This window comes from Lunatimonas sp., assembly GCF_020832325.1.
Lineage (GTDB): Bacteria > Bacteroidota > Bacteroidia > Cytophagales > Cyclobacteriaceae > Lunatimonas.
Map to the genome: position 1 here is coordinate 239,460 of NZ_JAFIEU010000047.1, position 24,746 is coordinate 264,205.

Consider the following 24,746-nt stretch of genomic DNA (forward strand, 5'->3'; position numbering starts at 1 on the left):
CTCTATGGCATCTTCCAAAAAGATTACGCTGAATTTTGATTCCCCATTTACCAGTCTGGAAATGGATTACGACGAAGATAAAATACAACAGATCATCAACAATCAACTATCTAACGCAATCAAATTCACGAAATCGGGAGGTAAGGTTGGCCTATTTGTAAACCAGGTTACCGTCGATGATTGCGACTTTTTGGAGATCCATATCAAGGATACTGGTGTTGGTGTAGTCAAAGAAGACCTACCGTTTATTTTTGACCGGTACTTTCAGTCTGAATTACAGGCAGGCATGGGTGGCACAGGTATCGGTTTGGCCTTGACTAGGGAACTTGTAGAACTGATGAAAGGTGAAATAAGGGTGCAAAGCGAGCCAAACTGGGGCACTGAATTCATTACTCGGTTACCCATAACCCAGCTATGCACTACCCCCGGCTGCCAAATTGAACATCAGCACTGCCTTGCTGCAGAGCCCTGCGAGGAATGGCTTCCGGTATCGCCTGATCAAATGCAGGGAGACAAGCCAATAGTACTTATTGTAGAAGACAATGAAGGAGTAATACACTATATGCAATCGATACTCGGAGCAACCTACAATCTGCTAGTGGCCATGAATGGTCGGGAAGGTATTAAACTTGCGCTTCAACATATACCCGATATGATTTTGAGTGATGTAATGATGCCCGAAACCAGTGGTTTCACCCTGTGTAATACACTCAAATCAGATGAGCGCACCAGCCATATTCCCATTATTCTACTGACTGCCAAAGCAGATATTTCCTCTAGAGTAGAAGGATTGAAACACGGTGCGGATGCTTATCTTTCCAAGCCATTTGAGAAAGACGAGCTATTGGTACGTATGAAAAAACTGCTGGAATTACGTGCCGCTCTACAAGAAAAATATGGGAACACTAGCGTAACCCTTCATCCTGAGGTAGTAATCGAAAACTTGGAAGACCAGTTTTTAGCAAAATTCAATGGCATTATCAGGCAGCATTTGGATGATGAGGCTTTTTCTGTCTCCAATTTGAGCAAATTAATGTGCATGAGTCATACGCAAATGTATCGTAAAGTTAAGGCAATCACTGGGAAAACTCCTTCGAATTACATCCGGGCGGTACGTTTCGAGACAGCTATACATCTGTTACAAAACACCAATCTACAAATTCAGGAAATCGCGTATCAGGTTGGTTTTAGCGATCCAAATTATTTTTCACGGATGTTTAGACAGGACTATGGCCGGGCTCCGGGTTCATTTCGCAACCCCATACTTGCAATCGGCAGCTAAAAACAATGTGATTTACTGGTACAGATCCTCAAATGTACATGTGAATTCATATAGTATCATACAAAAATCTAACCGAATTGATATATTAGGGCCCAACAATCACTGAGATACTAGCTGGTGTAAGTTCCTTTTTGGCGGAATTTTACATAATCATAGTCCATGCCGCCATCCTCTCAGATTCGGTGATGCCCTTTGGGGCAGTCGTGATAACCACTTTAGTGGTTGCCTTCTTTGGCAGTCTAATGATGGAATTCTATACCAAAAACCCCATCGCTGTCGCCCAGGGTATGGGTATCAATGCCTTTTTCACGTATTCGACGGTAACCCATTATGACCTTAGCTATCAGGAAGAGCTAGGTACGGTATCCTGGTCGGGAGTAGTTTTCATGTTCTTGTCTTCTTTTATAACCGGGGAAAAGACCATCCAATCCATGGCCGAAGTTTAATGAACGCTTTATCCACAGGAATAGGCTTGTTTATCTTTTTGATTAGGTTTTAAAGACGAGGCATTGCTTTTTGGAAGATTTTCCTCCCAGAATAAATAATGGACGGCTCTAACCAACACATTTCTGGCATCACCATGTCCCAGTGATTTGGCTTTTAAGTTATAGGCAATGGTTGGCACATTTCCCAATTCAAAAAACCAGATCAATTTACCGGTACCCGTCGCCTCCGGCACCCCGATTCGAAAAAACTATTAGTGATAATAGGGAATATTCGATTGGATTCCCCTATCTTCAAATAACGGATCTTTGAATTCCTGAAATGAAATCAACAAACTAAAAATCCATGATCCATCTAAAAATTTACTTCCTACTACCCTTATTACTCTATGCGTTCAGCGCCTTTCCGCAAGGCAACAATAGTCAAGATCAGGCCCGAACAGCTGAACTGGACCAGTTTTGGAACGAAGTTTCACGAACCATCGCAGAAGGAGACTTTGAGGCCTATGCGGCTACGTTTCATGAAAAAGCCACCTTGGTTTCAGGTATCGGCGACAAAGCCTACCCGATCGCTACCGCACTGTCGGGGTGGAAGAAAGAATTTGACGATACCAAGGCGGGCCTTCGGAAATCATCGGTAGCGTTCCGCTTCAACCGGCGATTGGGCGACCCAACCACTGCCTACGAAAGCGGTATCTTCTTCTATTCCTTTGAACAGAACGGCGAAAAAAATGGCTACTACATCCATTTCGATGGGCTGTTGATCAAAGACGGTACCTGGAAAATGATGTTGGAATACCAAAAAAGCCGGGCGAGCAAAGAGGAGTGGGATGCGTTGAAATAAGGCTGGCATATAACAAAATTCAACAGGTATAACTTCTACAAAATGAATCGAATCTTAATGCGTTCACTTTTTTTCGTATTGGTTTTTTGGCATTGCATTCAGCTGGAAGCTACTGCACAGCAGATAAGGCAGCGCATGGAAGCGTGGTTGGAGACTCCTGCTTCGGATAGGGAACCGCTCGAAAATATGGATTTTTCGAAAAAGCGACTCAAAAAAGCTGAGGCCGAATATTTTACCAACCTTCTATTTCAGGATAAACAGCGCCAATTGCTTGATGCCCATGAGAGGGAGTGGGACTCCCGCCAACTCAGCCTAAATGAGCTGAAAATGCCCTTCTTTTACCAAACATTCGGGGAAGAACCCACAGAAGGCCGAAGTCTGTTTATTTCCATGCACGGAGGCGGCAATACCCGCCCGGAAACCAACGACCGGCAGTACGAAAATCAAAAGCATTTGTACGATGAGGCCATGAGTGATTTAGAAGGCATCTATTTGGCACCTCGGGCTCCTACCAATACGTGGAATTTATGGCATGAAGCACACATCGATGATTTTTTTACGAAGCTAATCCAGCTTGCCGTGGTCAAGGAAAATGTAAATCCGAACAAAGTATACCTGTTGGGGTATTCTGCGGGAGGTGACGGTGTCTTTCAACTGGCCCCCCGCATGGCGGACCGATGGGCGGCAGCTTCCATGATGGCCGGTCACCCCAACGAAACCTCACCGCTAGGGCTAAAAAACACGCCCTTTGCACTACATATGGGGGCATTGGATGCTGCCTATGACCGAAACAAAAAGGCGGAGGAATGGAAGCAGCTGTTGGACAGCCTGGAACGCAATGCACCCGGTACCTACATCCACCAAGTGGTACTTCACGAAGGAAAGGGCCATTGGATGCAATTGCAGGATGCTTCCGCACTGGCATGGATGTCCAACTTTACCCGAAACCCGGTACCGAAAAAGGTGGTTTGGAAACAGGATGACAGGCACCACACCGTTTTTTATTGGTTGGGGGTTCCGGAAGAGCAAATTGAAACCGGCGGTGAGGTCATTGCCGAATACGATCCCGTCCGCAACGAGGTAAATATCCTGTCCAACTACAGCAATCGACTTCACATCTACCTCAACGATCAAATGCTGGACTTGGACGCACCCGTTACCATCAAGTACCAAGGCGCTACCATCGCCAAAAAGAAATTGCACCGATCCCTTCCTGTAATTCATCAAACACTATCGGCAAAGGGAGACCCCCATTTGGCCTTTTCCTGTGTACTTACGATCATCGATAATAAGCGGTTGGAAGAGTAAACAACCGAAGCAACGAAGCGAGCAATTACTAGAAAAGATAAAAACGCCAAGAAATCGATATATCAGAACCTATGAACGTTCTCCATAAATTCGAAAATCTAGACGAACATGGCAGCAAAGAAACATGAACTAGTGCTATTGGCAACAAAAGATAGCGTACAAAGTAGGTAGTTATACGTATTCGGATTCAAGATAAACTGCCACGAAATCTTCCAACTTTTCTATTTCAATCGTAACAAAGCCGGGCTCTCCAACTACGTGTATGGTACCCTGATTCTTTAGTATCTTATGTGAAATAAGTTGTTGGCCGGGAATGGGCAATCTGAAGCTTAGTTGATGTACAGAAATCAACTCCCTAGTGGGTCTTTTTGGTCCAGAACTGGTATTTACCAACGAAAAAACATACCCTCCGGGGGTCTCGATCGACCTTGTCCACCCCATATGTACGGTGGACGGGGCATTGCTCTTAGGAAGATTTTCTTCCCCTATTAAATAATTTACCGCTCTGGCCAACACATTCCTGGCATCACCGTGTCCCATTTGATGGGTAGTGACATCCGGCTGATTGGCAAAATAAATTACCTTTCCTTTTCCAAACGCATGCTCCACGATGGTGGGATACTCACTGGCAAGCTGCTCCACCCAAGCTTTGTCTGGGGGTTGGTTATGTACCGTGGGCACTACATGACAGATAACCTTGGCAGACGATAGGGGCTTGGTTTTTAAGGTATAGGCATATTGATGAAGCAGTTGGGTCTTCTCAGCATCCTCCGCGACCAAGGGATGCTCGGGTGCAGAAATAAATTGGTAATTGTCCTTTCGGGTGTTCCATCTTTCCCCACCATAATTCACCCCAAATAGCTGTGACAATGCAAAATTCTTCCTAGGATTTCCTTCTTGGTCCAGGAGGCTGGTAGCATAGGTTGCCAGCAGGCTTCCTCCCACATTCACATAATCCGTTAGCAGCTTCACCTCTGCTTCGGCCATGCACTGCACATTGGGTAGAATGACCAAGTGATAGGCGTTCAACTTATCCGCACTAACCTGTTCAGAAAGTATAAAATCATGGGGAATGTGGTTCTCGATCAGTACCGCTTCCATGCCCTTAATTGCTTCGCCGAATTGTTCTTCCTCCAGTAGCTCATTTCTATAATGCAGGCGGGTGGGTCTGGAATAATAGATCCCAATCCGCGAAACGGGCACATGCCCTGCCAGCAACTCCGCATGTTCCTTCACAAAATGATTGGCATCTTCCTCCACAAAGGCATTTCTCGTGTCGTAAGCAATGGTGGGTACATTGGTGAAGTAACAGTTCCAGAACCTGCCCCCTACCGATAGGATTTCCCAAAGCCAAATTTTGACATCCAAAGAAGGCTCTATAACCAACCTGTGAGAGGTGCCATTGCCGCCATACATGACCACCGCTTCCCGTTCCGGAGCTACTGATTTGAGGAACTTGATGATAGACTGTGCGTAGTTGTAATCTTCATAATGAATATTTTCTGCATTTTCGGTGAGAAAGGCTACGCTTACCAGAATGTCAAAATGGTCAAAAGCATTTTTCAGGTCGATGCCGTTGTTCACCCTTCTCCCCACCTCATACATGCTGAACACCTCAGCGGTGTACACCTTATCCTCCCCGTAGGATTTGATGGTTTTCTTTATTTTGTCCATATAGGTGTCCGCCGCATGGCGCTTCCAGCCCATATATGCATCCAATTCTTCCATCGAAGATTCTCCCATTACGGGGACTTTCCTGCCATTATAGGCTTTGTATACTTCCTGACAATAGGAACAGTAGCAGATGCCGTCATACCCGGGGCTGTTGTGCCAAATACCATCCAAATCATATGCCTGCAACACCCTGCCTATGTATTCGTTGGCATAGTCGTTTCGGTAGGGTGTATTGTAGCATGCTATGTGTAAATGAGGTTTGGTATAGGTCATCATCATGGGACGCTGATCCCTGTTTTTGGCAAACCAATCGGGAAACTTCTCGTAGACCTCCGGCACTACACCTCTAAAATCCACCCGGCCAATTACCCGGATGCCTTTAGCTTTACAGGCTTCGCTGATATCCTTGAGGATATCCCTACCTTTTAGAAAAGGATTTAGGTTGGCCGCAGGCAAGGGATTTTGCCAAAAATCAGTAATCCCACCCGCATTCACGCATAAGACATTTGCCCCCGACTTCAACACATAATTGGTTACGATATCTACGTCATAGTCTTGTACGTCTGTCTCCCTTAATACCGTGTGCATTATGCGCAGGGGCTGCTTGAACCAGGGCACCTCCGTTCTAAAGGAAATATCCTTAGCACTCCCCAAGGCTGGCAGGGTGGGAAAAAGCCACATCCCTCCCAAAAACACTGCTCCTGCACGGAGGAATTCTCTCCTACTTCTTGATTCAAGATCGATATCCTTGTACATACCCATAAAAACTCCTTTAGATGTCATTTTTCTTACCATTTTATTCTCCGGCTTCAACTGCTTTAGCGAACAGAAAACACACCAATTACCAAATTATTCGATTTTAAACCAAGGATTTATGGTAGCAAAAAAACAACGCCTAATAATACGAAGCGACGGAGTTCAACAAACTCGCTTGGTAGAATAAACAACTAAAAAAGCTAAGCCGGACAGCACAGGAACAAATCAGAAGCGGTCATGACAAAAAGCGGTCATGCCAGCGTACAGATTCCAAGAAAAACAGTTTGAATTTTCTTGTTTAGTATATACTTTTATGGTATACTATAACAGACAGATGAAAACACTTTCACTCAAGCTTGACGATATCGTTTACGAAGAAACCGAGCAATTACTAGAAAAGATAAAAATGCCAAGAAATCGATATATCAACGAGGCACTACACTACTATAATCGGATTCAAAAAAGAAAGATCATTTCCAACTTGCTGGCATCAGAGTCAAAGCTAGTGAGCGAAGAATCTATGAAGGTTCTCCATGAATTCGAAAATCTAGACGAACATGGCAGCAAAGAAATATGAAATTTGGCTTGCAAACCTCGATCCTAGGTTTGGTACAGAAACCGGCAAAACGAGACCTGTATTAATAGTTCAGACAGACTTTTTGAATACCATTCATCCCTCTACTTTAATATGTCCCATTACATTAAACGTCAAACTTGAAAGCCAAATACTAAGAGTTCATTTAAAGCGAGGCACCGCAAAAGTCAAAGAAGACTGCGATGTGATGATTGATCAATTGAGAGCTATTGACAACAAACGATTAATAAAAAAAATTGGAAAACTCCCAAAGGAAATCTCTGAACGAGTAAAAGAGAATATTAAGATAGTCTTAGATTTAGAGGATTAAACATATCCGATAGTTATTCGCTGATCCTGATTTTTGCACAACAAAAATCCTTAAATGCGCACAACAGAAATTTTAAATCATTTAACATCATAACAGGCACAGGTATGAGTTATAGAAGACCTGATCGAATAAATGTGATATCTTTAGCTGCCTTGGAAAAGTAATACCCACGGATACATCGAAAAGGAATTCGTACCTTCACGCTTGGTCGGTATGAAGCTTCCTGCTTTTCTACCGAACAGCACCGATCCCATCGGGCAGGGACTCCAAAAACGCCATCAGGTCGCTGATCTGACCGACGGTTAGGAGTTCCTCCCATCCGGCCGGCATCAGGGATTGCTCCGACTCCCGGATCTCCAGAATGGACTCCTCCGAGATACGGCGAAAAACCCCCGGGCCAATCTCCAGCACCAGTTCGCCGGCATCCCTTCCTTTGATGATGCCCAGCCAGGCACCCGAAGCAGTCCTCACCTCCACCGACTCATACTCCCTCGCAAAGCTCGCGCTGGGATATACCACGGCTTCCAGTAGGTCGTGCCTAGAACGGATCTCTCCTATATTGCTCAGGTCCGGCCCGAAAACCGCCCCCTCCCCCGATACGGCGTGGCAATCCCCGCAGCCCGCCTCTCCGTAAAAGACGTTCCTACCAGCCAACACATCTCCCGGGATCAATCGCTCCTCCAAATCATGAAGGCGGGCCAGTCGTTCCTCCCGTTGCCTGCGGATTTGGGAAAGCAACCCAGCCACCTGATCCCCAAGACCCGGCAAATCACCCGAAAACAACTGCGCCACCTGATCCTCGGACAGCTTGTCCATTAAGGTGGGTTTGGAAACCAAAAAGGCAAGTAGGCTGCCGCCAAGCTGCTTCGAAACCTGCCCTTCGAACATTGGAAGCATATACGGCACATAGCGGTCCTCCAGTCGGGGCAAGATGGCATCTGAAAGGTATAGCAGGGACGCTTCATCGAGCTCCAGACTGCCCAAAAGTTGGATTGCCTGGGTCATTTCTTTTCCCTCTGCTTCCTGCAAGAGACCGTCCATCAAGTCCCGCAGCTCCTCTGCCGGCGGCCGGTAGCCCTCCCGCGCCAAGGCTTGAAGTGCCCTTACCCGAAGCGACAGGGGGGATTTGGGGTCTGCCATATCCAGTAGGTAGCCTTCCATACCGGTTAGGGAACCTATAAGTACGAAATCAAGTGTCCGCGAGCGAAGGGCCGGCGAACCCGTTTGCATCCACTGTCCGAGGATGGGCTTCCAGCGCTCGGGAAAGGGCCTTACCGATGCTCCCTGCAAAAGCTCCAAATACCGTTGCCGCATCTCATCCTCCTTACTGCCTGTCAGCACCTGTTCAAAACCCCGTTGAAAAACCTCCTGACCACTGAATATCCGAAAAAGCACCTGCAACTCCGCCAATCCATCCGAAGTTGCCTGCCGAAACAGAGGCAGGGCAAGCGCCGACCAATCCGCATGCCTGCCCAATACCCAACGTCCAGCCTTTCTGTCCTCCTCCGCTTCGCTTTCCAAAAACGCCAGCAGCTCGGGTTGGGTAAGTGCAGCTTGGGGTACCTGTTCCAGGGCAATCAGTGCACCCGTGCGGACACCGGCTTGGGCATGGCGCAGCGCTTCGCGCAAAACCGGCACTTTCCCAAGTTGCCACAGGGAAAAGATGACCGCATGCCGAACGTAGCGGTCCTCACTCCGTTCGAGTACCGAAAGAAGCGCAGCGGATACCCCCTCCCTGCCTAGCCGGCCCAAGGCCGTGGCGGCCTGCCTTACAACGGAAAGGGAAGCATCCTCCAAAAGGCCCACCAGAGTTGCCTGTGCAGGAGTCCAAGGAGCAAGTCCGGCCACCCTCGCATATGCTGAGCGAACCGAAGCTGAGGGATCTTTTGCCGCTACTTCCAAGCCCTCCAGCACACCCAAACGGTATAACAGGAATACCAACTGCGTCCGAACCTCGGCATCAGAATGGGTGGTAAGTTGGGCCAGCAAATGGGGAGCAGCCGCTATACCCTGTTGCAGGATGGCCTCTTGGGCCCGTTTTCGAACAAACGGACCGGGAACCGAAAGTGCCTCCACCAGCGATGGAGTAGCCAATTGATCCCAAGCCTGCTCGTTGCCATAGGGATCGGAAACCGGCTGGGTTCCCTTCTTACGTATGCGAAAAATACCCCCGTGTATATCCGGTTTTGCCGTGCGGGACAGTGGACAGCCTGCAATAAACCAACCGCCGGTATTCACTACCAGGAGGCTGCCATCTGCATCCTGCAATACATCGGTGGGATGAAAATCCGCTGCCTTGGATTCCAAAAAATAGGTATCATTGCTTGCAAAGCTGGCTCCGGTCTCTGCTACCACACTGCGTACAATTCTGCCCGTATTAAACTGTGCATGAAACAGGTTGCCCTCGAAGCCTTCCCCCCAGAAGTCCCCCTCATAGCGCATCAGTCCGGAGGGGGAAACCCTCGCCATCTTGGACATAACGGGCATAAGATCTCCCGTCAGGACCAACCCGTCCTCCTCGATCACCGGGTTTGGCTTGGGAAAAACCCCACCTTCCACCCAGTGCATCAGTGCATCGCGGTAACCGCCTTGCGGATCTACAAAATAGGTCATGGTGCCAAACACCTCTCCGGAAGGGGTAAAAGCCAGCTCAACGGCATTGTCAAACCCGCCACCTGAAAAGGATTCCAGCCGGGATCCATCCGGCAAACAGCGCCAGATACGCGCACCCTTACCCGAAAGCTGCTTACCCTCGTCGGTGGTGATTTCAAAGCCCCTCCGGGCATCGGCCATATACAGCCATCCGTCCGGCCCCATAAATGGGCCGCTAAGGATGGCCGCGTTGTGGTTTAATTTCCAACCGGAAAGCAGCACTTCCTTTTCCTCCGCTACTCCGTCCCCATCTGTATCCGTAAACTTCAGCAGGTCCGGAACTGCAGTGACATACAGGCTGCCCTGAAAAAAGGTACCTCCCATGGGAAAGGGCAGGCTATCGGCATAGACCGTGCGGTGGTCAAAGACGCCATCCCCGTCCAGGTCACGAAGCAACAAGATGCGGAAATCCGGGCGGTCCAAAATTTCCTGGGTACCATCTGTATGCCCGCTGGATTCAAAAACAAACAAGTTGCCGCTGTCGTCGAAACTGGCAAACATCGGGTAGCTCAGCAGTCCGGGCAAGACCGCCTCTGTCACTTCGAACCCCTCAGTGAGCGTATAGGCCTCTTCTCCATCCGGCGCGGAGTCATCCGAAACAACCGTCAAAAATAAATAAACGGCCAGTAGCAATATGCCCAGGACCCCTCCCGCAATCAATCGATTGCCATATCCCCTAAAGTTCATGGTTCAAAGAGAAGCGGAAAGAACTGCCCCTCCAACTTTCCACCGGTAGGTATTACCGGTACCCCGTCCAGCAGCCCGCCGTCGGTATTGGATCGGGTACCATCCGCAAACACGTTGATCACGAAGGCCCTTCTGGGGCGGTCGGAATAATTGGCATAAGATCCGTGTATAGCCAATGGATGGTGAAAAGTGGCATAACCTGCTTTCATTTCCACCGGAACGGGATGAAACAACGATTTCTGCTCCGGCGTGAGCATCTCCATGAGGCCGTCCATCTCACCGGCAAGCTCGGGCTTGTCCAGTAGACCCCAGGTGTGGGATTTTGGAATATAATGCACACAGCCATTTTCTACCGTGGCATCGTCCAGGCCTACCCAACAGGTCAGGTGCTGCATGGGTACGCTACGGGTCCAGTAGGAATAATCCTGGTGCCACGCTACCACACCCCCATGCTTGGCGGGCTTACAAAACAACTGGTCGTGCCAAAAGCGAACGGATTTATCCTCCAGCAGCTGACTGGCGGCCATTACAAACGCGGGGTTCCAGAGGATATCGTGAAACCCCTCCTTGATGCGCCAATGACCTAGGGAGTGGAAAAGTACCGTATGGGGATCGCTGGACTCGTTGGATTTAAACTCGTAAAACAGGTCAGAACCCGCATAATCCTTGTCCAAAAACTCCGCCAGCTCCTCGTTCAACCGGTCAACCTGCCACTGCTCCAACAGCTTGACGTTGTGGAGGTAGCCGTTTTCCTTAAAGAACGCTACCTGCTCCTCCGAAAGGCGAAAAGCATCCCAGTCGCTCTCCCGCTCAGGCCAGGTAAACAAATCGCCTATCAGCTCGTGTATTTTTGAAAGATCTCTACTCATGTCAGATTGGATTAAATCAATGCGGTCACGGATTAATGGTTGGGCAACAGGGGGGCTATTTGGTTCATGCTGGTGACTCCGGGCGGGAGCTCCGTAACCGTAAGGTTGCGGAAATGGATGGGCGCACCCTCGGACTCCAGACAGATATATCCCTTTTTCTGGGAGGACTGGGAAATGCCGTTCACAAACTTGCCGTTGACGGACAGCTTTATCACACCGTCCACGCAGACGACCACGTAGGTATTCCATTCCCCTCGGGGCAGACAGCGGTTTTCGATGGACTTGCTTCGGGTTCCCCTCGGGTTATCGGGAACGGTTTCCACGCCACCCACACCGAAGAGCTCTCCATGGACATACGCGATGGGGGGCAGTTCCCCCTTATCGTTCTTGTTTTGGTTTACCCAATCCAGCTCGAGCATCTGCACCTCCACCCCATCGGGCAGTCGGTTACTGCCGGGGACGGCACTGCTCCACACAAAGGTACCGGAGTTTCCTCCCAGTTCCTGATGGCTCCACTCCACGTACATGATAAAGTTTTCGTATTGCTTTTCCGAGCGGATCACGCCTATAGGCAACCCTTCACAGACCAGCTTATCTTCTTCGAAACGCCAGGTTTCCTTTTCGGTATTCACATTAAACCATTTGATCGGTTGCTCGGTGGGAGTCTTTCCACTGATCACCGCTTCTAGGCCTTGTTCTTTGCCAAATTCAAACAGGTATTCTTGGGCCATAAGGCCAATGGGCATCAGGAGAAATGCTGTGCCTAGGGCAATTTTTTGCAAAAGGTGCATTTGGATTATCTTAGGTATTAGGGTGAAGAAAAGTTAAACCACTTTGGTGACTCCGGGAATCGCCACGGGGGGTACCGGCCACTTTAGATCCCAGGCATAGGCCTGCATGTCGGGGCCAAGTACTTGGTTGGAATTCATGGCTTCCTCCCAGGTGATGGTTTGCCCACTGTAGCCTACCATGCGGCCCAGAACGGCCAACATCGTGCTGTTTGCCATGAGTTCACCTTCATTCAGCGGCTTACCGGAACGAATCGCCGCAAAAAGGTCCTCGTGCTGGGTTTCGTAGGGGTTGTTGTATTCTCCCTGGTAATCCCATTTATTGCGTCCATAGGTGGCATGGATCCGCTTTCCGATATCCACGGCGGCAAATCCGTCCGTGCCCGAAATGTCTACCTTGTTGGTATTGGAGCAACCTTTCTGTTGCCTGCTGAAGTGTACGCCTTTCAGGTGGTTGCCGTAATCGTATTCGATGGCGAAATGGTCGTAAATATTGCCAAAGTTTTCTTCGGTGCGGGACTGCCTGCCGCCGGTGCCCGTAGCACTTAGCGGCAGCTTGTCGCCAAAGGCCCAGGACATCATGTCCAGGCTGTGGACCATCATCTCCACGATGTAATCACCGGACAGCCAGTCGTAGTAGTACCAATTGCGCATTTGGTATTCCATCTCCGTCCAGTTGGCCTGCCGGGGTTTGTACCACAGTCCGCCTCCATTGCGCGCGGTAAACACATTGGTCACCTCTCCAATCGCACCGGACTGAATCCGCTCAAACAGCTCTCGCTTGGCAAAATCGTACCGGAAGGTAAAGCCCGACACCACCGATAAGTTTTTTTCCTTGGCCTTTTTGGCCGTCTCCAGAACCAACCGAACGCCCGGGGCATCCACGGCCACTGGTTTTTCACAGAAGACATGTTTCCCCGCGTCTACCGCTTCCTTGAAATGGCTGGGCCGAAAGGCCGGCGGCGTGGTCAAAATCACCACATCCACCCCAGAATCCAACACCTTGCGGTAGGCGTCAAATCCCACGAATTTATGGGTCTGATCCACCTTCACCTGCGTGGGGTTGACCTTCATCAGCGACTGATAGGATTCCTCCAGGTAATCTTCAAAAACATCCGCCATACAGGTGAGCACGGCATCTTTGTCTGCCTTGAGGGCTTGAGCTGCCGCGCCGGTCCCCCTGCCCCCGCAGCCAATCAGCCCCACTTTCAAGGGCTCCCGGCGGGAAGCCATACCGCTGGCAATGGCAAATGGCATGGGGAGAACTGTACTGCCGACCAAAGCGGCACCGGTGGTTTTCAGGAAGGTTCTCCGTTCATTCTTATCAGCTTTTTCAAACATCGTGTGCATTGGGTTTATGAAACGTCTATTTGCTGCGAACCCTACGAGTTAGCATGGGGAAAATTACAATTTGTGTCAGCCATTTCAAACATTTTTTACACCAATTGCCGAATTTGCTACCCTTTGTACCAATCAGCCTTGCAAAGCGCAGGCAAAAAACAATATATTTGGCATCTATGCGATAACCCCAAAAACCATTGCCATGTCCCATACCGCTACCGAACAAAGCACCTTTATCCAGTCACTTTCCGAACGTATTGCCGGCGACGTGCTCGTCGACGATTATTCGCTGGGCATATACAGTACCGATGCCAGCATCTACCAGATACGGCCACTGGCCGTGGTATTACCCCGGCACGAGGAGGACGTAAAAACGGCCCTCAAGCTGGCCGCGGATCACGGTGTATGCATCCTTCCCCGGGGAGGCGGCACCAGCTTGGCCGGGCAGACCGTGGGCAAATCCATGGTGCTGGATTTTTCCAAATACATGCATGCCACCCTGGAAATCAACCAGGAAGAGCGCTGGGTACGGGTGCAACCGGGAAAGGTACGCGACGTGCTCAACGACGAACTTGCGCCCCTAGGCCTTCATTTTGCCGTGGATCCGGCCACCTCCAGCCGCGCCAACGTGGGGGGTATGACCGGCAACAACTCCTCCGGCACCAAGAGCATCCTGTATGGCAAGACCGTGGACCATGTACTCGAAGCAAGGGTAGTACTGGCAGACGGCACGGAAATGTACCTCACAAAGAAGAGCCCAGAGGAATACCGCGAGATCGCCGCAAAGGACGACCGGGAGGGACAGATCTACCGGGAGTTTGGGCAACTGATTGAAACACATCAAGAAGAAATCAAGGCCCGCTTCCCCAAGGTCATGCGCCGGGTGGGTGGCTATAACCTCGATGAATTTGTCTACACCGACCAATGGAACCTGGCAAAGCTGGTAACCGGCAGCGAGGGCACCCTGGCCACCACGCTGGAACTCAAGCTAAACCTGGAACCTCTGCCCCAGTACAAGTCCGTCTGCGTGATCCACTTTTCGGATCTGCTGGAAGCCATCGGATCGGTCACCTCCATTCTTGGCTACAACCCCTCTGCGGTGGAGATCTTGGACAAGATCGTGGTAGACCTGAGCCGGGAAAACCTGACCACCAAACGGCACTGCCACTTTATCAGCGGCAATCCGGCGGCGATCCTCATTGTGGAGTTTTACGGCATCACGATGGAAGACGTGATGCAGCGTCCCATGGCGATGATCCAAGACTTGCAGGAAAAAGGCCTGGGCTATGCCTATCCCTTGTTTCCGCAGGGCGAGGCTTACGAAGATGTGTGGCTCGTGCGCAAAAAGGGCCTGGGCCTGATGCTAGGCATAAAGGGCAAAAAGAAACCCCTGCCCTTTATCGAAGACGCGGCCATCCCCACGGACAAGCTGAAGGAATACATAGACCGCACGCTCCAGATCTGCGAAAAACACGGGGCAGCCGTATCCATGTATGCCCACGTGAGCGTGGGCGTGATCCACGTACGGCCCATTTTGGATCTGCGGGAAGCAGACGATATCGAACGGCTGAAAAACATTGCCGAAGACACCTTCAACCTGGTGTTGGAATACGGTGGATCCTGGAGCGGGGAGCACGGCGATGGCTTGGTTCGAAGTGCCTTTAACGAACGTTTCTTCGGCAAGCAGCTCTACCAGGCATTTATCCAAGTAAAGCGGCTCTTTGACCCTGAAAACCGCATGAATCCCGGCAAGATCGTGGAAGCCCAGAGCATCGAGCACAACCTGCGATACGGAACCCAATACCGAGACCAGGTACCAACAGCCAGCTACCAGTACCGCAGCGAACAAAGCTTTGAAGAAGCCGTGCACATGTGTACCGGCGTGGGGGAATGCCGCAAATTGCTGGGCGGCACTATGTGTCCGAGTTTCAAGGCCACCCGCGACGAGGAGCACTCCACTCGGGGCCGGGCCAATGCCCTCCGTCTGGCCATGTCCGGTCAGCTCGACAAGGATGGCCTTGCGAGCAAACGCCTTCAGGAAACCCTCTCCCTCTGTCTTTCCTGTAAGGCCTGCAAATCCGAGTGCCCCAGCAACGTGGACATGGCAAAGCTGAAAAGCGATGTCATGCAGCTATATTACGATAAGAACGGTGCCAGCCGCCGGGACCGCATGATACGCGATTCCGCCAAGGCCGCCCGGTTATTTTCAGGCCCTTTTGCCAGAACCGTCAACGCCCTGCAGGCCTCCAAGCCCTTCCGCAAATCCCTGGAACGGGTGGCCGGCTTTTCTAGCGAACGCACACTGCCGGCCTATGCCTCGGAACCCTTTTACCGCTGGTTTGAAAAACAGGGAAAGCAACCAGATCACCTACAAAAAGAAGTGGTACTCTTTGCAGACACCTACCTGAACTACCACGAACCTGAGATCGGAAAATCGGCCCTGAAGCTCCTCAACGACTGCGGCTATCGCGTACACTTGGCCAACGTAGGCTGCTGCCAGCGGCCCAAGATCTCGCACGGCTTCCTCCGGGAGGCCAAGGCCCAGGGCAACGAGACCATCCGCCAACTGATGCCCTACCTGGACCGAGGCCTTACCGTGGTGGTCTGCGAACCCAGTTGTGCTTCGGCCTTTAACGACGACTTCCCGGACTTGGTGGATTCCCCGGAGATTGCCCAAAAGCTAAAAAACCAGGTACTGATGATCGACGTGTTTTTGGCCCGGGAAAAGGATGCAGGCCGACTGGAACACCGCCTACAACCCAAGGATATGCGGCTGGTCATCCACGGCCACTGCCACCAAAAAGCCCTCTACGGTACCCAAAGCATGAAAAAACTAATGGGGAATGCCCATCAGGTGATGGAGATCCCCTCGGGCTGCTGTGGCATGGCGGGATCCTTTGGCTACGAAAAGGAGCATCTGGAGCTGTCCCGAAAAATCGGGGAAGAGATCCTCTTTCCGGCCGTGCGCAAGCTGGAAGTCGGAGATTCCCTGGCTGCCTGCGGCTTCAGCTGCCGCCATCAGATCGACCACTTCACCGGCAAAAAAGCCCGGCACTGGGTGGAACTGGTGGAGGTGGTGAAGGGAGAGTGATACCCACTGCAGGCTATTATCCTAAAAAATCCGCACCAAGAGACCTACATGCACTCCAAAGATGTCCTCAGCGGGTCGCCCCCGCTGATCTGACCCGCTGTCAGGGGGGCTCTATGATGCTCGTATGACAGGAAGCAACCAGAAGACTGGATGAAGGGAATGCGGCAGGGAAAAGGCAAAAAAGACCGATACACCCTATTAACCATCGCCATACTGGACCGGCTGCGGCGATACCTAAAAACTACACCTGCTAAGGAATTTGTATTTGAGGGGCAGTTTGGCGGAAAATACAGTAGCAGCAGCATTCAACAGTTTACCCGAAAGTACGCCGCTATAGCCGGCATCAAAAAACGGCTGCACCCCCACATGCTAAGGCACAGCTTTGCCACGCATCTATTGGAAGGCGGCACGGATCTGCGGCTTATAAAGCAATTGTTGGGGCATAAATCGACCAAGACGACCGAAATCTACACCCACGTCAGTCGCCGCCACCTAGGTCAGATCACTTCACCGGGTGACTTGCTGGATAGCTAACAGGTATCAAAATGAAAAAGCTAGTTGTATATAAGCGGATTTTTACTAAATTTAGAAACGCTACCCACTGGGCACATAGGCCAAGGGGTTGCAGTTAGCCGGTAGTTAGCGGCAACCAGAATAAGTAATTCGTACCAAAATAAAAGTTTATGAAGGACTGGGGAGAAATCTCAGAAAAATACGAACAAATAAATAAAGAAGCCTTTAATAAGGTATTAGAAAATGAATCTGAAGCTCAAACCCGATTTGATGTAATCGATAGGTTAATACGAGAAGTATTACAATGGCAACATGGACAAATAAGTGTGGAGCCCCATACATCCGGTGTTCGTGATGGATACATTGATTATGTGTTAGCTGCTGGAGATAAAAAGATTATTGTTGAAGCTAAAAAAATTGGTTCTGGTTTTCCTTCTCCTACACGAAAAAGAAAATTAAAACTTACAGGGACAATTCTTGGACATGGCGCTATTAATGATGCACTTTTGCAAGCAGAAGATTATGCAAAAAATTTAAACGCAAATGTTGTTGTTGCGACCAACGGGAGCTGCTGGTGTTTTTATCCTCTTCTTAAAGATACTTCTAGGGATTCAGTATATGCAACTCTATTATTTCCGTTTGAAAGAATAGAGGATGCGGAATACTTATTTAATCTGTTTGGATGTGAAAATGTAGAAAACAATAGTTTAAGCGAAATTAATGTTTCTCCTCCTATTGAACTTGTCAATAAACTCTCTCATGTTGTAAGAGATTCTGACGCTAAAATTGGTAGAAATACAATAGCTGATCATATTATGCCAGCAGTAGATTCGGCAATTTTATCTGAGGCACTTCTTGAAAATGAAGATGTGCTAGAGAAATGTTATGTTACAACAGATAATCGTATTAAGTATGATAATACCTTAAATATGCACTTTACTGGTTATAAACCAGAATTAATCCTACCGGCTAAGAGAATTAAAAAAGGGAAAGTTAATGATGAATTTACTAACCACGTTCAAATTTCTCAAAGTGGCCTAACCCCACCAGTAACTTTAATAATCGGCTCTGTTGGTTCTGGAAAATCAACATATTTAAAACATTTTGAACTTATTAAAGGTAAAGAGGTACTAAAAAGCAGAAAAGCGCATTGGATATATATTGATTTAGAAAAATTAGGAAAAACAGGCAATCCGAGAAAGTTTATTTATCAAGCAATTCTAGACTACTTGCTAGAAGAGCATCCAGAAAACCCCACTGACTATAAAAATGCAGTAGAACCTGCATATGATGAGGAAATTAAAGCATTAGCAAGAGGGCCATATGGTCGATTGTATGTTCGTGATAAAGATGCTTTTTACGAAAAAGTAGATGAGCTAATTGATAGGGATTATAAAGCTGTAGAGCCATATGTAGACAAGATATTAAGGTATTTGGTAAAAGAACACCTTTGTGTTATTGTAATTGACAATGTTGATTTATATGAAGATGACAAACTTGAAACTACAGTTTTTTCTGAAGCTATTTCCATTTCAAAAAAGAATCATTGTAATATATTAGTTTCAATAAGGGATACCACATATATTAAGCATAGGAATGATTCCATATTTAATGCTTATCAACTTAAGCGTTTTTGGATTGAAGCTCCTTCTTTTAAAGAAATTTTATCAAAAAGATTAAATTATGCTAAAAAGGTATTAGAGGATGTTCCAGCAGAAATTGAACTTCTTAATGGATCATATCTAAAGGTAAATGACTTAAGTATATTCTTTAGCATTGTTCAAAAAAGCCTGTTGAATGAAGAGAATGGACAGTTTTTAGAATATTTAAGTGATAGAAATCCTAGAAAAGGGATTTCCTACATCCAAAATTTCTTATCATCCGCACATATTCAAGCCAATAAAGCTATACAAAACTATGTTCAAGGAGAAGCTACTTTCATTTTTCCTTACCATGAAGTGTTTAAAGGAAGTATGCTTTCTCAGTGGAAATATTATAAAGAAAATCATTCAGATGCTATTAATGTTTATGATTCGGGAATTCCTTCAAAAACCCTTCAGTTAATAAGGTTGCATCTTTTAAACTTGTTGTATCAGCATTCTAGAACAGAAAATTCGGCGGAAGTCGACAGTAAAATTATAATTAAAACTATAAGTAGATTTGGTATTTCTGAGGATAAAATAAAAGATTTATTATTTGATTTATGTAAAAATAATCTAATTTTTTCTAACAATGAAAAGGTTGATTGTCCATTATATTGTCTAACATTAACAGGTGGATATTATGTAAATATCCTTTGTAAAAAAATGGTTTACATCGAATCAGTAATGTATGACACGAATATACTTGATAGTGATTATTTTAGAACCTTATCAAACCAAACAATTGCAATAGAACAAGAATATAATATTACTGATAGATTAATATTACGTAAAGAAAGAATTGAAACTTTCATTCAATATCTTGAAAACATTGAGGATAGTATTACAAGTGAAGATGAAAAATTGAAGCATTTATCTTTAATTAGTGGTATAAAAGAAAGTGTTCTAGAAGAATGTGAAGTTGCAATAAAAAAATCATCTCGGCAAAATCACGGCAGCCGCTAGTCGAGTAGGTAAAGGGGAATCCCACCCCTAAACCTCTCACAGACAGGCAGTGAATCTCTCGATTGTTCATGATGGATTTGCTTTTAGTTGTATTCACGAATGCTTGGGCATTTCATACGGCTCTTATTATGCAGTCGGTTATAGTCAGTTATGCTAGACCAATTTGTACCCCAGTTCCCAATGGTAGAACAGGTTTGGATAAGAGACTGTAACTTGCCTAAGCCATTTAACTGCCTTAACTTTGCTTCCTTTGAAACGCTTTTACTTGTTCAAAATCCACCTGATCAATCGATGGTGTAGGAAATAAAACACAGGTTTTAAACTTCTACGGCTTATTTTCCCATAGTATTGAATCCAACCCCGTATCTTTGGATTGAGCAATATGGCCAGATCCTGAATACCTCTTTGGGTTTTGTTATGGAAATTGAGTTTTCGAAGTTCGCCGTTGATGCGCACCTTAGACTTTCGGCTCATCCTACAATCAAACTGCAGATAACTTCCCCCGTTTCCTAATTTGTTTCGCATGGGTCGAAAACTGAAGCCCAGAAAATCAAACTGAACAGGGTACACTTCCAGATTTCCGCCATCTTTCTTGCAATACACCATTTTGGGCTTTTCAGGATGGGCTTTTAAACCACAATTTTCAAGACGACGTTTTAGGTCTGCAAGGGTATCGGCAGCCTTCTGATACGGGTCTCGTCCTCCCCGCAGCGCGGCCCCTCGCTAAAAATGTCCGAAGGGACATTTTCTTCACCCTCAGGCCTCTCATCCTACCTGCCAGGCCTCAGTATCCAGCACTGCGTGCGCCCCCTTCGCACTCCCGGGCTCGGGCCTATTCGTTGGAACCGGGGTTTGCAGTCTCGCTGCATTCAGTGCATGCCAGACGGCAAACCATCCCTGTGAAAAACAGGGCAGGCTATGCTACTTGCTAACGCTTCTGGGCGTTACCCCCGCACAGACTTTCCCGATCTTCGGGATAAGGGATACCGGGAAATCGGCACTGGCATTGCATCCTCTGGAATATTATGGTATCTTCGATACCAGATGCCCATGCCGGGCACACACAGCGGCTAAGAAAACATGGGGTGGTCGGTGGTATCCGAAAGTTTTGTTCTCCGAACTACTTTTAGTTACAGTGGACAGGTGATTGCTCCGAAATGCCCCACGTTTCTTAGTCGCGGACCGTTGTGCCTCATTTAATGAAGAGTACCATACAATCTGATAAATAAAAATTAACTTTTTCTAAAATGCCAGCTACTGAAATAATAGAACAAAAAGTTTTTTTCAAAGGATTGATTAATAGTATAGATATTAATCCCGAAGAATTTTTGCTTCCATTACAAGAAGTAGTGGTTAATTCTATACAAAGTATAGAGGACAAGGGTAATGTTGAAACAGGGAGAATCATTATTGAACTCATCCGAAAAAATGAAACAACTTTAGATTTCAAGGACGAAACGCAAAAAGATTACAATCCTATAATTGGTTTTACTGTTAAAGATAATGGGATAGGATTTACAAGCAGCAGGTTTGATGCTTTCAAAACTCCTTTTACTGATTTTGGCGCCAAGAAACATGGATGTAAAGGTATTGGAAGATATACTGTGCTTGCTTGTTTTGGCAGTATGGATATTATTAGCTTCTATACCGAAGAGGACAAAGAACACTGTAGATTACTTAGATTCGATAATGGTAAGGGCCTTCAAAAAATTAATGATGAATCTATTACGTTTCCTAAAGAGAATTATACTTATATAAAACTAAATTCCTACAAGTCACCATATCTGAAGTTTATTGAGAAGAATCGAATTGAGAGAGATTTTATTGCTGAGGGATTAATTCAACATTGCATGCTTTATTTCATTAATAAAAAAGCCCCGACAATAATTATTAAAGAGGAAAAAGAGGATTTAAAAGATGGTGTCATATTAAATGATATTTATAGAACTATTATTAAAATTGAAAATATAGTTACCGATGTAGTAATTCCGAATGTTGAATCAAAATTCAATCTTAACTATATTAAAAACTATAATGGAGTTCAATCTCACTCTATCCATTTATGTGCTAACAATAGGCAAGTGGGTAGTAAGCAAACTTTGACAAGATATATACCTTCTTTTAAAGAATTATATGATGATGGAAATAAAAAATATCATTTATCATTATATGTAACGAGTGATTTTCTAGATGAAAGAGCCCATCCCCAAAGAAATAGATTTTCAATACCTGATAAGGATGAAAAGCTAACGGAGTTTGATATTATTTCTCTTGAAGGATTATTTAAGGGATTATCTGAAGAGGTTAGGTCTACTTATTTCAATTACATACTTGAAGCAGAAAAAGAGAAAAATGAAAGGATAAGAAATTATATTCGTAATGATGAAAAACCAAGATTACGATATAATCATTTGCTTAAAATTGAAAATGCTTTTGATGAAATCCCTATTAGTGCTACCGATGAAACCTTAGAAGCAAAACTGCATGAAATTTCTTTCAAGTTAGAGCAAAAAAGAGAAAAAGCATTTGAAAAGATTTTTAAGAAAAAGAAATACGACAAGGAAGAGTTTGGTAAAATTGTGAATGAAGTATTAAGAGAAGAAGCGTCTTTCTCTAAAGATAAACTTGCAGATTTAATGATTCAAAGAAAATCTATCATAAAGCTGTTTAAGAAATATTTGGAATGGAGAGACGATGGAAATTATATGTTGGAAGAGGATTTACATAATATAATTTTTACTATGGGTTCTGATTCAGACAACCAACCTTATGAATATCATAATTTATGGTTACTAGATGAACGGCTAGCTTTTCATTCATTTACTGCATCAGATAAAAAATTAAAATCAAATGATAAGCTTGAATCAGATAGCGGAAAGGAGCCTGATTTATTTGTATATGACATCCCTTGTGCTTATTCTGATAATCCTGACAAAGTAAATTCTCTAGTGCTTTTTGAGTTTAAGCGTCCAGGAAGAGACATGGATAACTCTGAAGATAGAAAGCTTGATAAACAATTAGAAGGTTATTTTTTAAATTTATTAAAAGCTAAAGCAAAAAACTCAAAAGGTCGCTATATAAATATTCAAAGGGAGACCCCAAAATTTGGTTATATAGTTTGTGATTTACATCAAGAATTAATTGACTACAATACTGATTGGAATGGCTTTAAAAAGACACCATATAATACTTTGTATAAAGTTAATTCTGATTTAAATCTATATTATGAAGTAATCGATTACAATGACTTAGTTGATTTTGCCGAGAAAAGACATGAAGTATTTTTTAGTGTACTGGGAATTGATAATTTATAATAAAAAACGAGGCACAGTCGAGTAGGTAAAGGGGAATCTCACCACTAAACCTCTCACAGACAGGCAGTTAGCCTCTCGATTGTTCATGATGGATTTGTTTTTAGTTGTATTCACGAATGCTTGGGCATTTCATACGGCTCTTATTATGCAGTCGGTTATGGTCAATTATGCTAGACCAATTTGTAGCCCAGTTCCCAATGGTAGAACAGGTTTGGATAAGAAACGGTAACTTGTCTAAGCCATTTAACTGCCTTGACTTTGCTTCCTTTGAAACGCTTATACTTGTTCAAAATCCACCTGATCAATCGATGGTGTAGGAAATAAAACACAGGTTTTAAACTTCTACGGCTTATTTTCCCATAGTATTGAATCCAACCCCATATCTTTAGATTGAGCAATATGGCCAGATCCTGAATACCTCTTTGGGTTTTGTTATGGAAGTTGAGTTTTCGAAATTCGCCGTTGATGCGCACCTTAGACTTTCGGCTCATCCTACAATCAAACTGCAGATAACTTTCCTCGTTTCTTAATTTGTTTCGCATGGGCTGAAAACTGAAGCCCAGAAAATCAAACTGAACAGGATAGCCTTCGAGATTTCTACCATCTTTCTTGCAATACACCATTTTTGTCTTTTCAGGATGGGCTTTTAAACCGCAATTTTCAAGACGACGTTTTAGGTCTGCAAGGGTATCGACAGCCTTCTGATACGTCGAAACCTGAAACTGGTAAAATGCCCAGAAGGGAAATAGCGGCCCCGTAATCGAGATTGGTACTTCTGTGCCATGATGCAGAAAATCAAAAACTGAAAAACCAAGTGCTGGTCGACGTGTTTTTGGCCCGGGAAAAGGATGCAGGCCGACTGGAACACCACCTACAGCCCAAGGATAAGCGGATGGTCATCCACGACCACTGCCACCAAAAGGCCCTCTACGGTACCCAAAGTATGAAAAAGCTAATGGGCAATGCTAACCAGGTGATGGAGATCCCCTCGGGCTGCTGCGGCATGGCAGGATCCTTTGGCTACGAAAAGGAGCATCTGGAGCTGTTACGGAAAATCGGGGAAGAGATCCTGTTTCCGGCCGTACGCAAGCTGGAAGCCGGAGATTCCCTTGCTGCCTGCAGCTTTAGCTGCCGCCATCAGATCGACCACTTCACGGGCAAAAAAGCAGGGCACTGGGTGGAATTGGTGGAGGTGGTGAAGGATGAGTGATACCCACTGCGGGCTATTATCCTAAAAAATCCGCACCAAGAGGCCGGCATGCACTCCAAAGGTGTCCTCAGCGGGTCGCCCCCGCTGATCTGACCCGCTGTCAGGGGAGCTCTATGATGCTCGTATGACAGGAGGCAACCAGAAGAATGGAAGCAGGGAATGCGGCAGGGAAAAGGCAAAAAAGACCGATACACCCTATTACCTACGGCCATACTGGATCGATTGCGGCAATACCTTAGCGCTACAACGGCAAAGGAATTTGTATTTGAGGGACAGTTTGGCGGAAAATACAGCAGCAGCAGTATTCAACAGTTTACCCGAAAATACGCGGCTATAGCCAGCATCAACAAGCGTCTGCACCCCCATATGCTAAGACACAGCTTTGCCACGCACCTGCTGGAAGGCGGCACGAATCTGCGGTATATACAGCAACTTCTGGGACATAAATCGAGCAAGACGACCG

General features: G+C 46.4%; 20 protein-coding genes. 13 read left to right on the forward strand and 7 right to left on the reverse strand.

What is annotated here, in order from left to right; all coding sequences use genetic code 11:
• Window positions 1–4 precede the first annotated feature (4 nt).
• From JJU34_RS18825 to JJU34_RS18840, 4 genes are all read left to right on the forward strand, one after another.
• Entirely contained in the window at window positions 5–1,282 is a 1,278-nt protein-coding gene (locus JJU34_RS18825) for an ATP-binding protein (RefSeq protein ID WP_228693968.1), read from the forward strand.
• A 131-nt stretch (window positions 1,283–1,413) separates the two neighbouring features.
• Entirely contained in the window at window positions 1,414–1,728 is a 315-nt protein-coding gene (locus JJU34_RS18830; RefSeq protein WP_301005411.1) for a solute carrier family 23 protein, read from the forward strand.
• 343 nt (window positions 1,729–2,071) lie between these two features.
• Window positions 2,072–2,569: a hypothetical protein gene (locus JJU34_RS18835; protein ID WP_228693969.1), complete on the forward strand. Its 498-nt coding sequence runs from the start codon at window positions 2,072–2,074 to the stop codon at window positions 2,567–2,569.
• A gap of 42 nt (window positions 2,570–2,611) precedes the next feature.
• Complete coding sequence (locus JJU34_RS18840) at window positions 2,612–3,877, forward strand: hypothetical protein (RefSeq protein ID WP_228693970.1); 1,266 nt, start codon at window positions 2,612–2,614, stop codon at window positions 3,875–3,877.
• A gap of 171 nt (window positions 3,878–4,048) precedes the next feature.
• Here JJU34_RS18840 and JJU34_RS18845 read toward each other — a convergent pair whose 3' ends face one another.
• Window positions 4,049–6,334, reverse strand: a complete 2,286-nt coding sequence (locus tag JJU34_RS18845) for an alpha-amylase family protein (protein ID WP_228693971.1) — start codon at window positions 6,332–6,334, stop codon at window positions 4,049–4,051.
• Between the two features lie 307 nt (window positions 6,335–6,641).
• On the opposite strand from JJU34_RS18845, the gene JJU34_RS18850 reads away from it, so the two are divergent.
• Window positions 6,642–6,884 carry a hypothetical protein gene (locus JJU34_RS18850; RefSeq protein WP_228693972.1) on the forward strand — a complete coding sequence of 81 codons (243 nt, stop codon included), beginning with the start codon at window positions 6,642–6,644 and terminating at the stop codon, window positions 6,882–6,884.
• Window positions 6,865–7,212 (forward strand): type II toxin-antitoxin system PemK/MazF family toxin, encoded by a 348-nt coding sequence (locus JJU34_RS18855; RefSeq protein ID WP_228693973.1) that lies wholly within the window; start codon window positions 6,865–6,867, stop codon window positions 7,210–7,212. The genes JJU34_RS18850 and JJU34_RS18855 overlap by 20 nt, the downstream gene beginning before the upstream one ends.
• 231 nt (window positions 7,213–7,443) lie before the next feature.
• Here JJU34_RS18855 and JJU34_RS18860 read toward each other — a convergent pair whose 3' ends face one another.
• Genes JJU34_RS18860 through JJU34_RS18875 form a run of 4 tightly spaced genes read right to left on the reverse strand, consistent with a single transcriptional unit; the run spans window position 7,444 to window position 13,549 of the window.
• The gene (locus JJU34_RS18860) at window positions 7,444–10,551 is read right to left on the reverse strand and encodes a PVC-type heme-binding CxxCH protein (RefSeq protein ID WP_228693974.1); all 3,108 of its coding nucleotides are present in this window, start codon (window positions 10,549–10,551) and stop codon (window positions 7,444–7,446) included.
• Window positions 10,548–11,420 carry a phytanoyl-CoA dioxygenase family protein gene (locus JJU34_RS18865; RefSeq protein ID WP_228693975.1) on the reverse strand — a complete coding sequence of 291 codons (873 nt, stop codon included), beginning with the start codon at window positions 11,418–11,420 and terminating at the stop codon, window positions 10,548–10,550. Before JJU34_RS18865 ends, JJU34_RS18860 begins: the two co-directional genes overlap by 4 nt.
• Window positions 11,421–11,452: 32 nt before the next feature.
• Window positions 11,453–12,211 (reverse strand): DUF1080 domain-containing protein, encoded by a 759-nt coding sequence (locus JJU34_RS18870; protein ID WP_228693976.1) that lies wholly within the window; start codon window positions 12,209–12,211, stop codon window positions 11,453–11,455.
• Window positions 12,212–12,244: 33 nt separating this feature from the next.
• Window positions 12,245–13,549 carry a Gfo/Idh/MocA family oxidoreductase gene (locus JJU34_RS18875; protein ID WP_228693977.1) on the reverse strand — a complete coding sequence of 435 codons (1,305 nt, stop codon included), beginning with the start codon at window positions 13,547–13,549 and terminating at the stop codon, window positions 12,245–12,247.
• A 202-nt stretch (window positions 13,550–13,751) separates the two neighbouring features.
• Here JJU34_RS18875 and JJU34_RS18880 point away from each other — a divergent pair, with 202 nt between their 5' ends.
• The 3 genes from JJU34_RS18880 (at window position 13,752) to JJU34_RS18890 (ending at window position 19,759) form a co-directional block, all read left to right on the forward strand.
• Complete coding sequence (locus JJU34_RS18880; protein WP_228693978.1) at window positions 13,752–16,640, forward strand: FAD-binding and (Fe-S)-binding domain-containing protein; 2,889 nt, start codon at window positions 13,752–13,754, stop codon at window positions 16,638–16,640.
• A 150-nt stretch (window positions 16,641–16,790) separates the two neighbouring features.
• Complete coding sequence (locus JJU34_RS18885) at window positions 16,791–17,174, forward strand: tyrosine-type recombinase/integrase (protein ID WP_228693979.1); 384 nt, start codon at window positions 16,791–16,793, stop codon at window positions 17,172–17,174.
• Between the two features lie 149 nt (window positions 17,175–17,323).
• Window positions 17,324–19,759 carry an AAA family ATPase gene (locus tag JJU34_RS18890; protein ID WP_228693980.1) on the forward strand — a complete coding sequence of 812 codons (2,436 nt, stop codon included), beginning with the start codon at window positions 17,324–17,326 and terminating at the stop codon, window positions 19,757–19,759.
• A gap of 261 nt (window positions 19,760–20,020) precedes the next feature.
• On the opposite strand, the gene JJU34_RS18895 is transcribed toward JJU34_RS18890, so the two are convergent.
• Window positions 20,021–20,365 carry a group II intron maturase-specific domain-containing protein gene (locus JJU34_RS18895; protein WP_228693981.1) on the reverse strand — a complete coding sequence of 115 codons (345 nt, stop codon included), beginning with the start codon at window positions 20,363–20,365 and terminating at the stop codon, window positions 20,021–20,023.
• A 312-nt stretch (window positions 20,366–20,677) separates the two neighbouring features.
• On the opposite strand from JJU34_RS18895, the gene JJU34_RS18900 reads away from it, so the two are divergent.
• Both JJU34_RS18900 and JJU34_RS18905 read left to right on the forward strand, forming a co-directional pair.
• On the forward strand, window positions 20,678–20,833 hold the full coding sequence (locus tag JJU34_RS18900) for a hypothetical protein (protein WP_228693982.1): 156 nt from the start codon (window positions 20,678–20,680) through the stop codon (window positions 20,831–20,833).
• A 173-nt stretch (window positions 20,834–21,006) separates the two neighbouring features.
• Window positions 21,007–23,073 carry a hypothetical protein gene (locus JJU34_RS18905; RefSeq protein WP_228693983.1) on the forward strand — a complete coding sequence of 689 codons (2,067 nt, stop codon included), beginning with the start codon at window positions 21,007–21,009 and terminating at the stop codon, window positions 23,071–23,073.
• A 170-nt stretch (window positions 23,074–23,243) separates the two neighbouring features.
• Here the strand turns inward: JJU34_RS18905 and JJU34_RS18910 are convergent, their stop codons facing one another.
• Window positions 23,244–23,696: a group II intron maturase-specific domain-containing protein gene (locus JJU34_RS18910; RefSeq protein ID WP_228693984.1), complete on the reverse strand. Its 453-nt coding sequence runs from the start codon at window positions 23,694–23,696 to the stop codon at window positions 23,244–23,246.
• A 143-nt stretch (window positions 23,697–23,839) separates the two neighbouring features.
• Between JJU34_RS18910 and JJU34_RS18915 the strand changes: the two genes are divergently transcribed.
• Together JJU34_RS18915 and JJU34_RS18920 are read left to right on the forward strand one after the other, a co-directional pair.
• A complete protein-coding gene (locus tag JJU34_RS18915; protein WP_228693985.1) occupies window positions 23,840–24,283 on the forward strand; it encodes a hypothetical protein in 444 nt (147 codons plus the stop codon).
• Between the two features lie 159 nt (window positions 24,284–24,442).
• On the forward strand, window positions 24,443–24,746 hold a 304-nt coding region (locus JJU34_RS18920; RefSeq protein ID WP_228693986.1), incomplete at its 3' end, for a tyrosine-type recombinase/integrase.

Bases quoted from the DNA above. Each gene is read 5' to 3' on its own strand.
- JJU34_RS18865 (WP_228693975.1), bottom strand. From the start codon at position 11,420: ATGAGTAGAGATCTTTCAAAAATACACGAGCTGATAGGCGATTTGTTT.
- JJU34_RS18845 (WP_228693971.1), bottom strand. From the start codon at position 6,334: ATGACATCTAAAGGAGTTTTTATGGGTATGTACAAGGATATCGATCTT.
- JJU34_RS18835 (WP_228693969.1), top strand. From the start codon at position 2,072: ATGATCCATCTAAAAATTTACTTCCTACTACCCTTATTACTCTATGCG.
- JJU34_RS18900 (WP_228693982.1), top strand. From the start codon at position 20,678: ATGCTACTTGCTAACGCTTCTGGGCGTTACCCCCGCACAGACTTTCCC.
- JJU34_RS18860 (WP_228693974.1), bottom strand. From the start codon at position 10,551: ATGAACTTTAGGGGATATGGCAATCGATTGATTGCGGGAGGGGTCCTG.
- JJU34_RS18855 (WP_228693973.1), top strand. From the start codon at position 6,865: ATGGCAGCAAAGAAATATGAAATTTGGCTTGCAAACCTCGATCCTAGG.
- JJU34_RS18870 (WP_228693976.1), bottom strand. From the start codon at position 12,211: ATGCACCTTTTGCAAAAAATTGCCCTAGGCACAGCATTTCTCCTGATG.
- JJU34_RS18905 (WP_228693983.1), top strand. From the start codon at position 21,007: ATGCCAGCTACTGAAATAATAGAACAAAAAGTTTTTTTCAAAGGATTG.
- JJU34_RS18825 (WP_228693968.1), top strand. From the start codon at position 5: ATGGCATCTTCCAAAAAGATTACGCTGAATTTTGATTCCCCATTTACC.
- JJU34_RS18850 (WP_228693972.1), top strand. From the start codon at position 6,642: ATGAAAACACTTTCACTCAAGCTTGACGATATCGTTTACGAAGAAACC.
- JJU34_RS18880 (WP_228693978.1), top strand. From the start codon at position 13,752: ATGTCCCATACCGCTACCGAACAAAGCACCTTTATCCAGTCACTTTCC.
- JJU34_RS18910 (WP_228693984.1), bottom strand. From the start codon at position 23,696: ATGGTGTATTGCAAGAAAGATGGTAGAAATCTCGAAGGCTATCCTGTT.
- JJU34_RS18840 (WP_228693970.1), top strand. From the start codon at position 2,612: ATGAATCGAATCTTAATGCGTTCACTTTTTTTCGTATTGGTTTTTTGG.
- JJU34_RS18885 (WP_228693979.1), top strand. From the start codon at position 16,791: ATGAAGGGAATGCGGCAGGGAAAAGGCAAAAAAGACCGATACACCCTA.
- JJU34_RS18875 (WP_228693977.1), bottom strand. From the start codon at position 13,549: ATGTTTGAAAAAGCTGATAAGAATGAACGGAGAACCTTCCTGAAAACC.
- JJU34_RS18890 (WP_228693980.1), top strand. From the start codon at position 17,324: ATGAAGGACTGGGGAGAAATCTCAGAAAAATACGAACAAATAAATAAA.
- JJU34_RS18895 (WP_228693981.1), bottom strand. From the start codon at position 20,365: ATGGTGTATTGCAAGAAAGATGGCGGAAATCTGGAAGTGTACCCTGTT.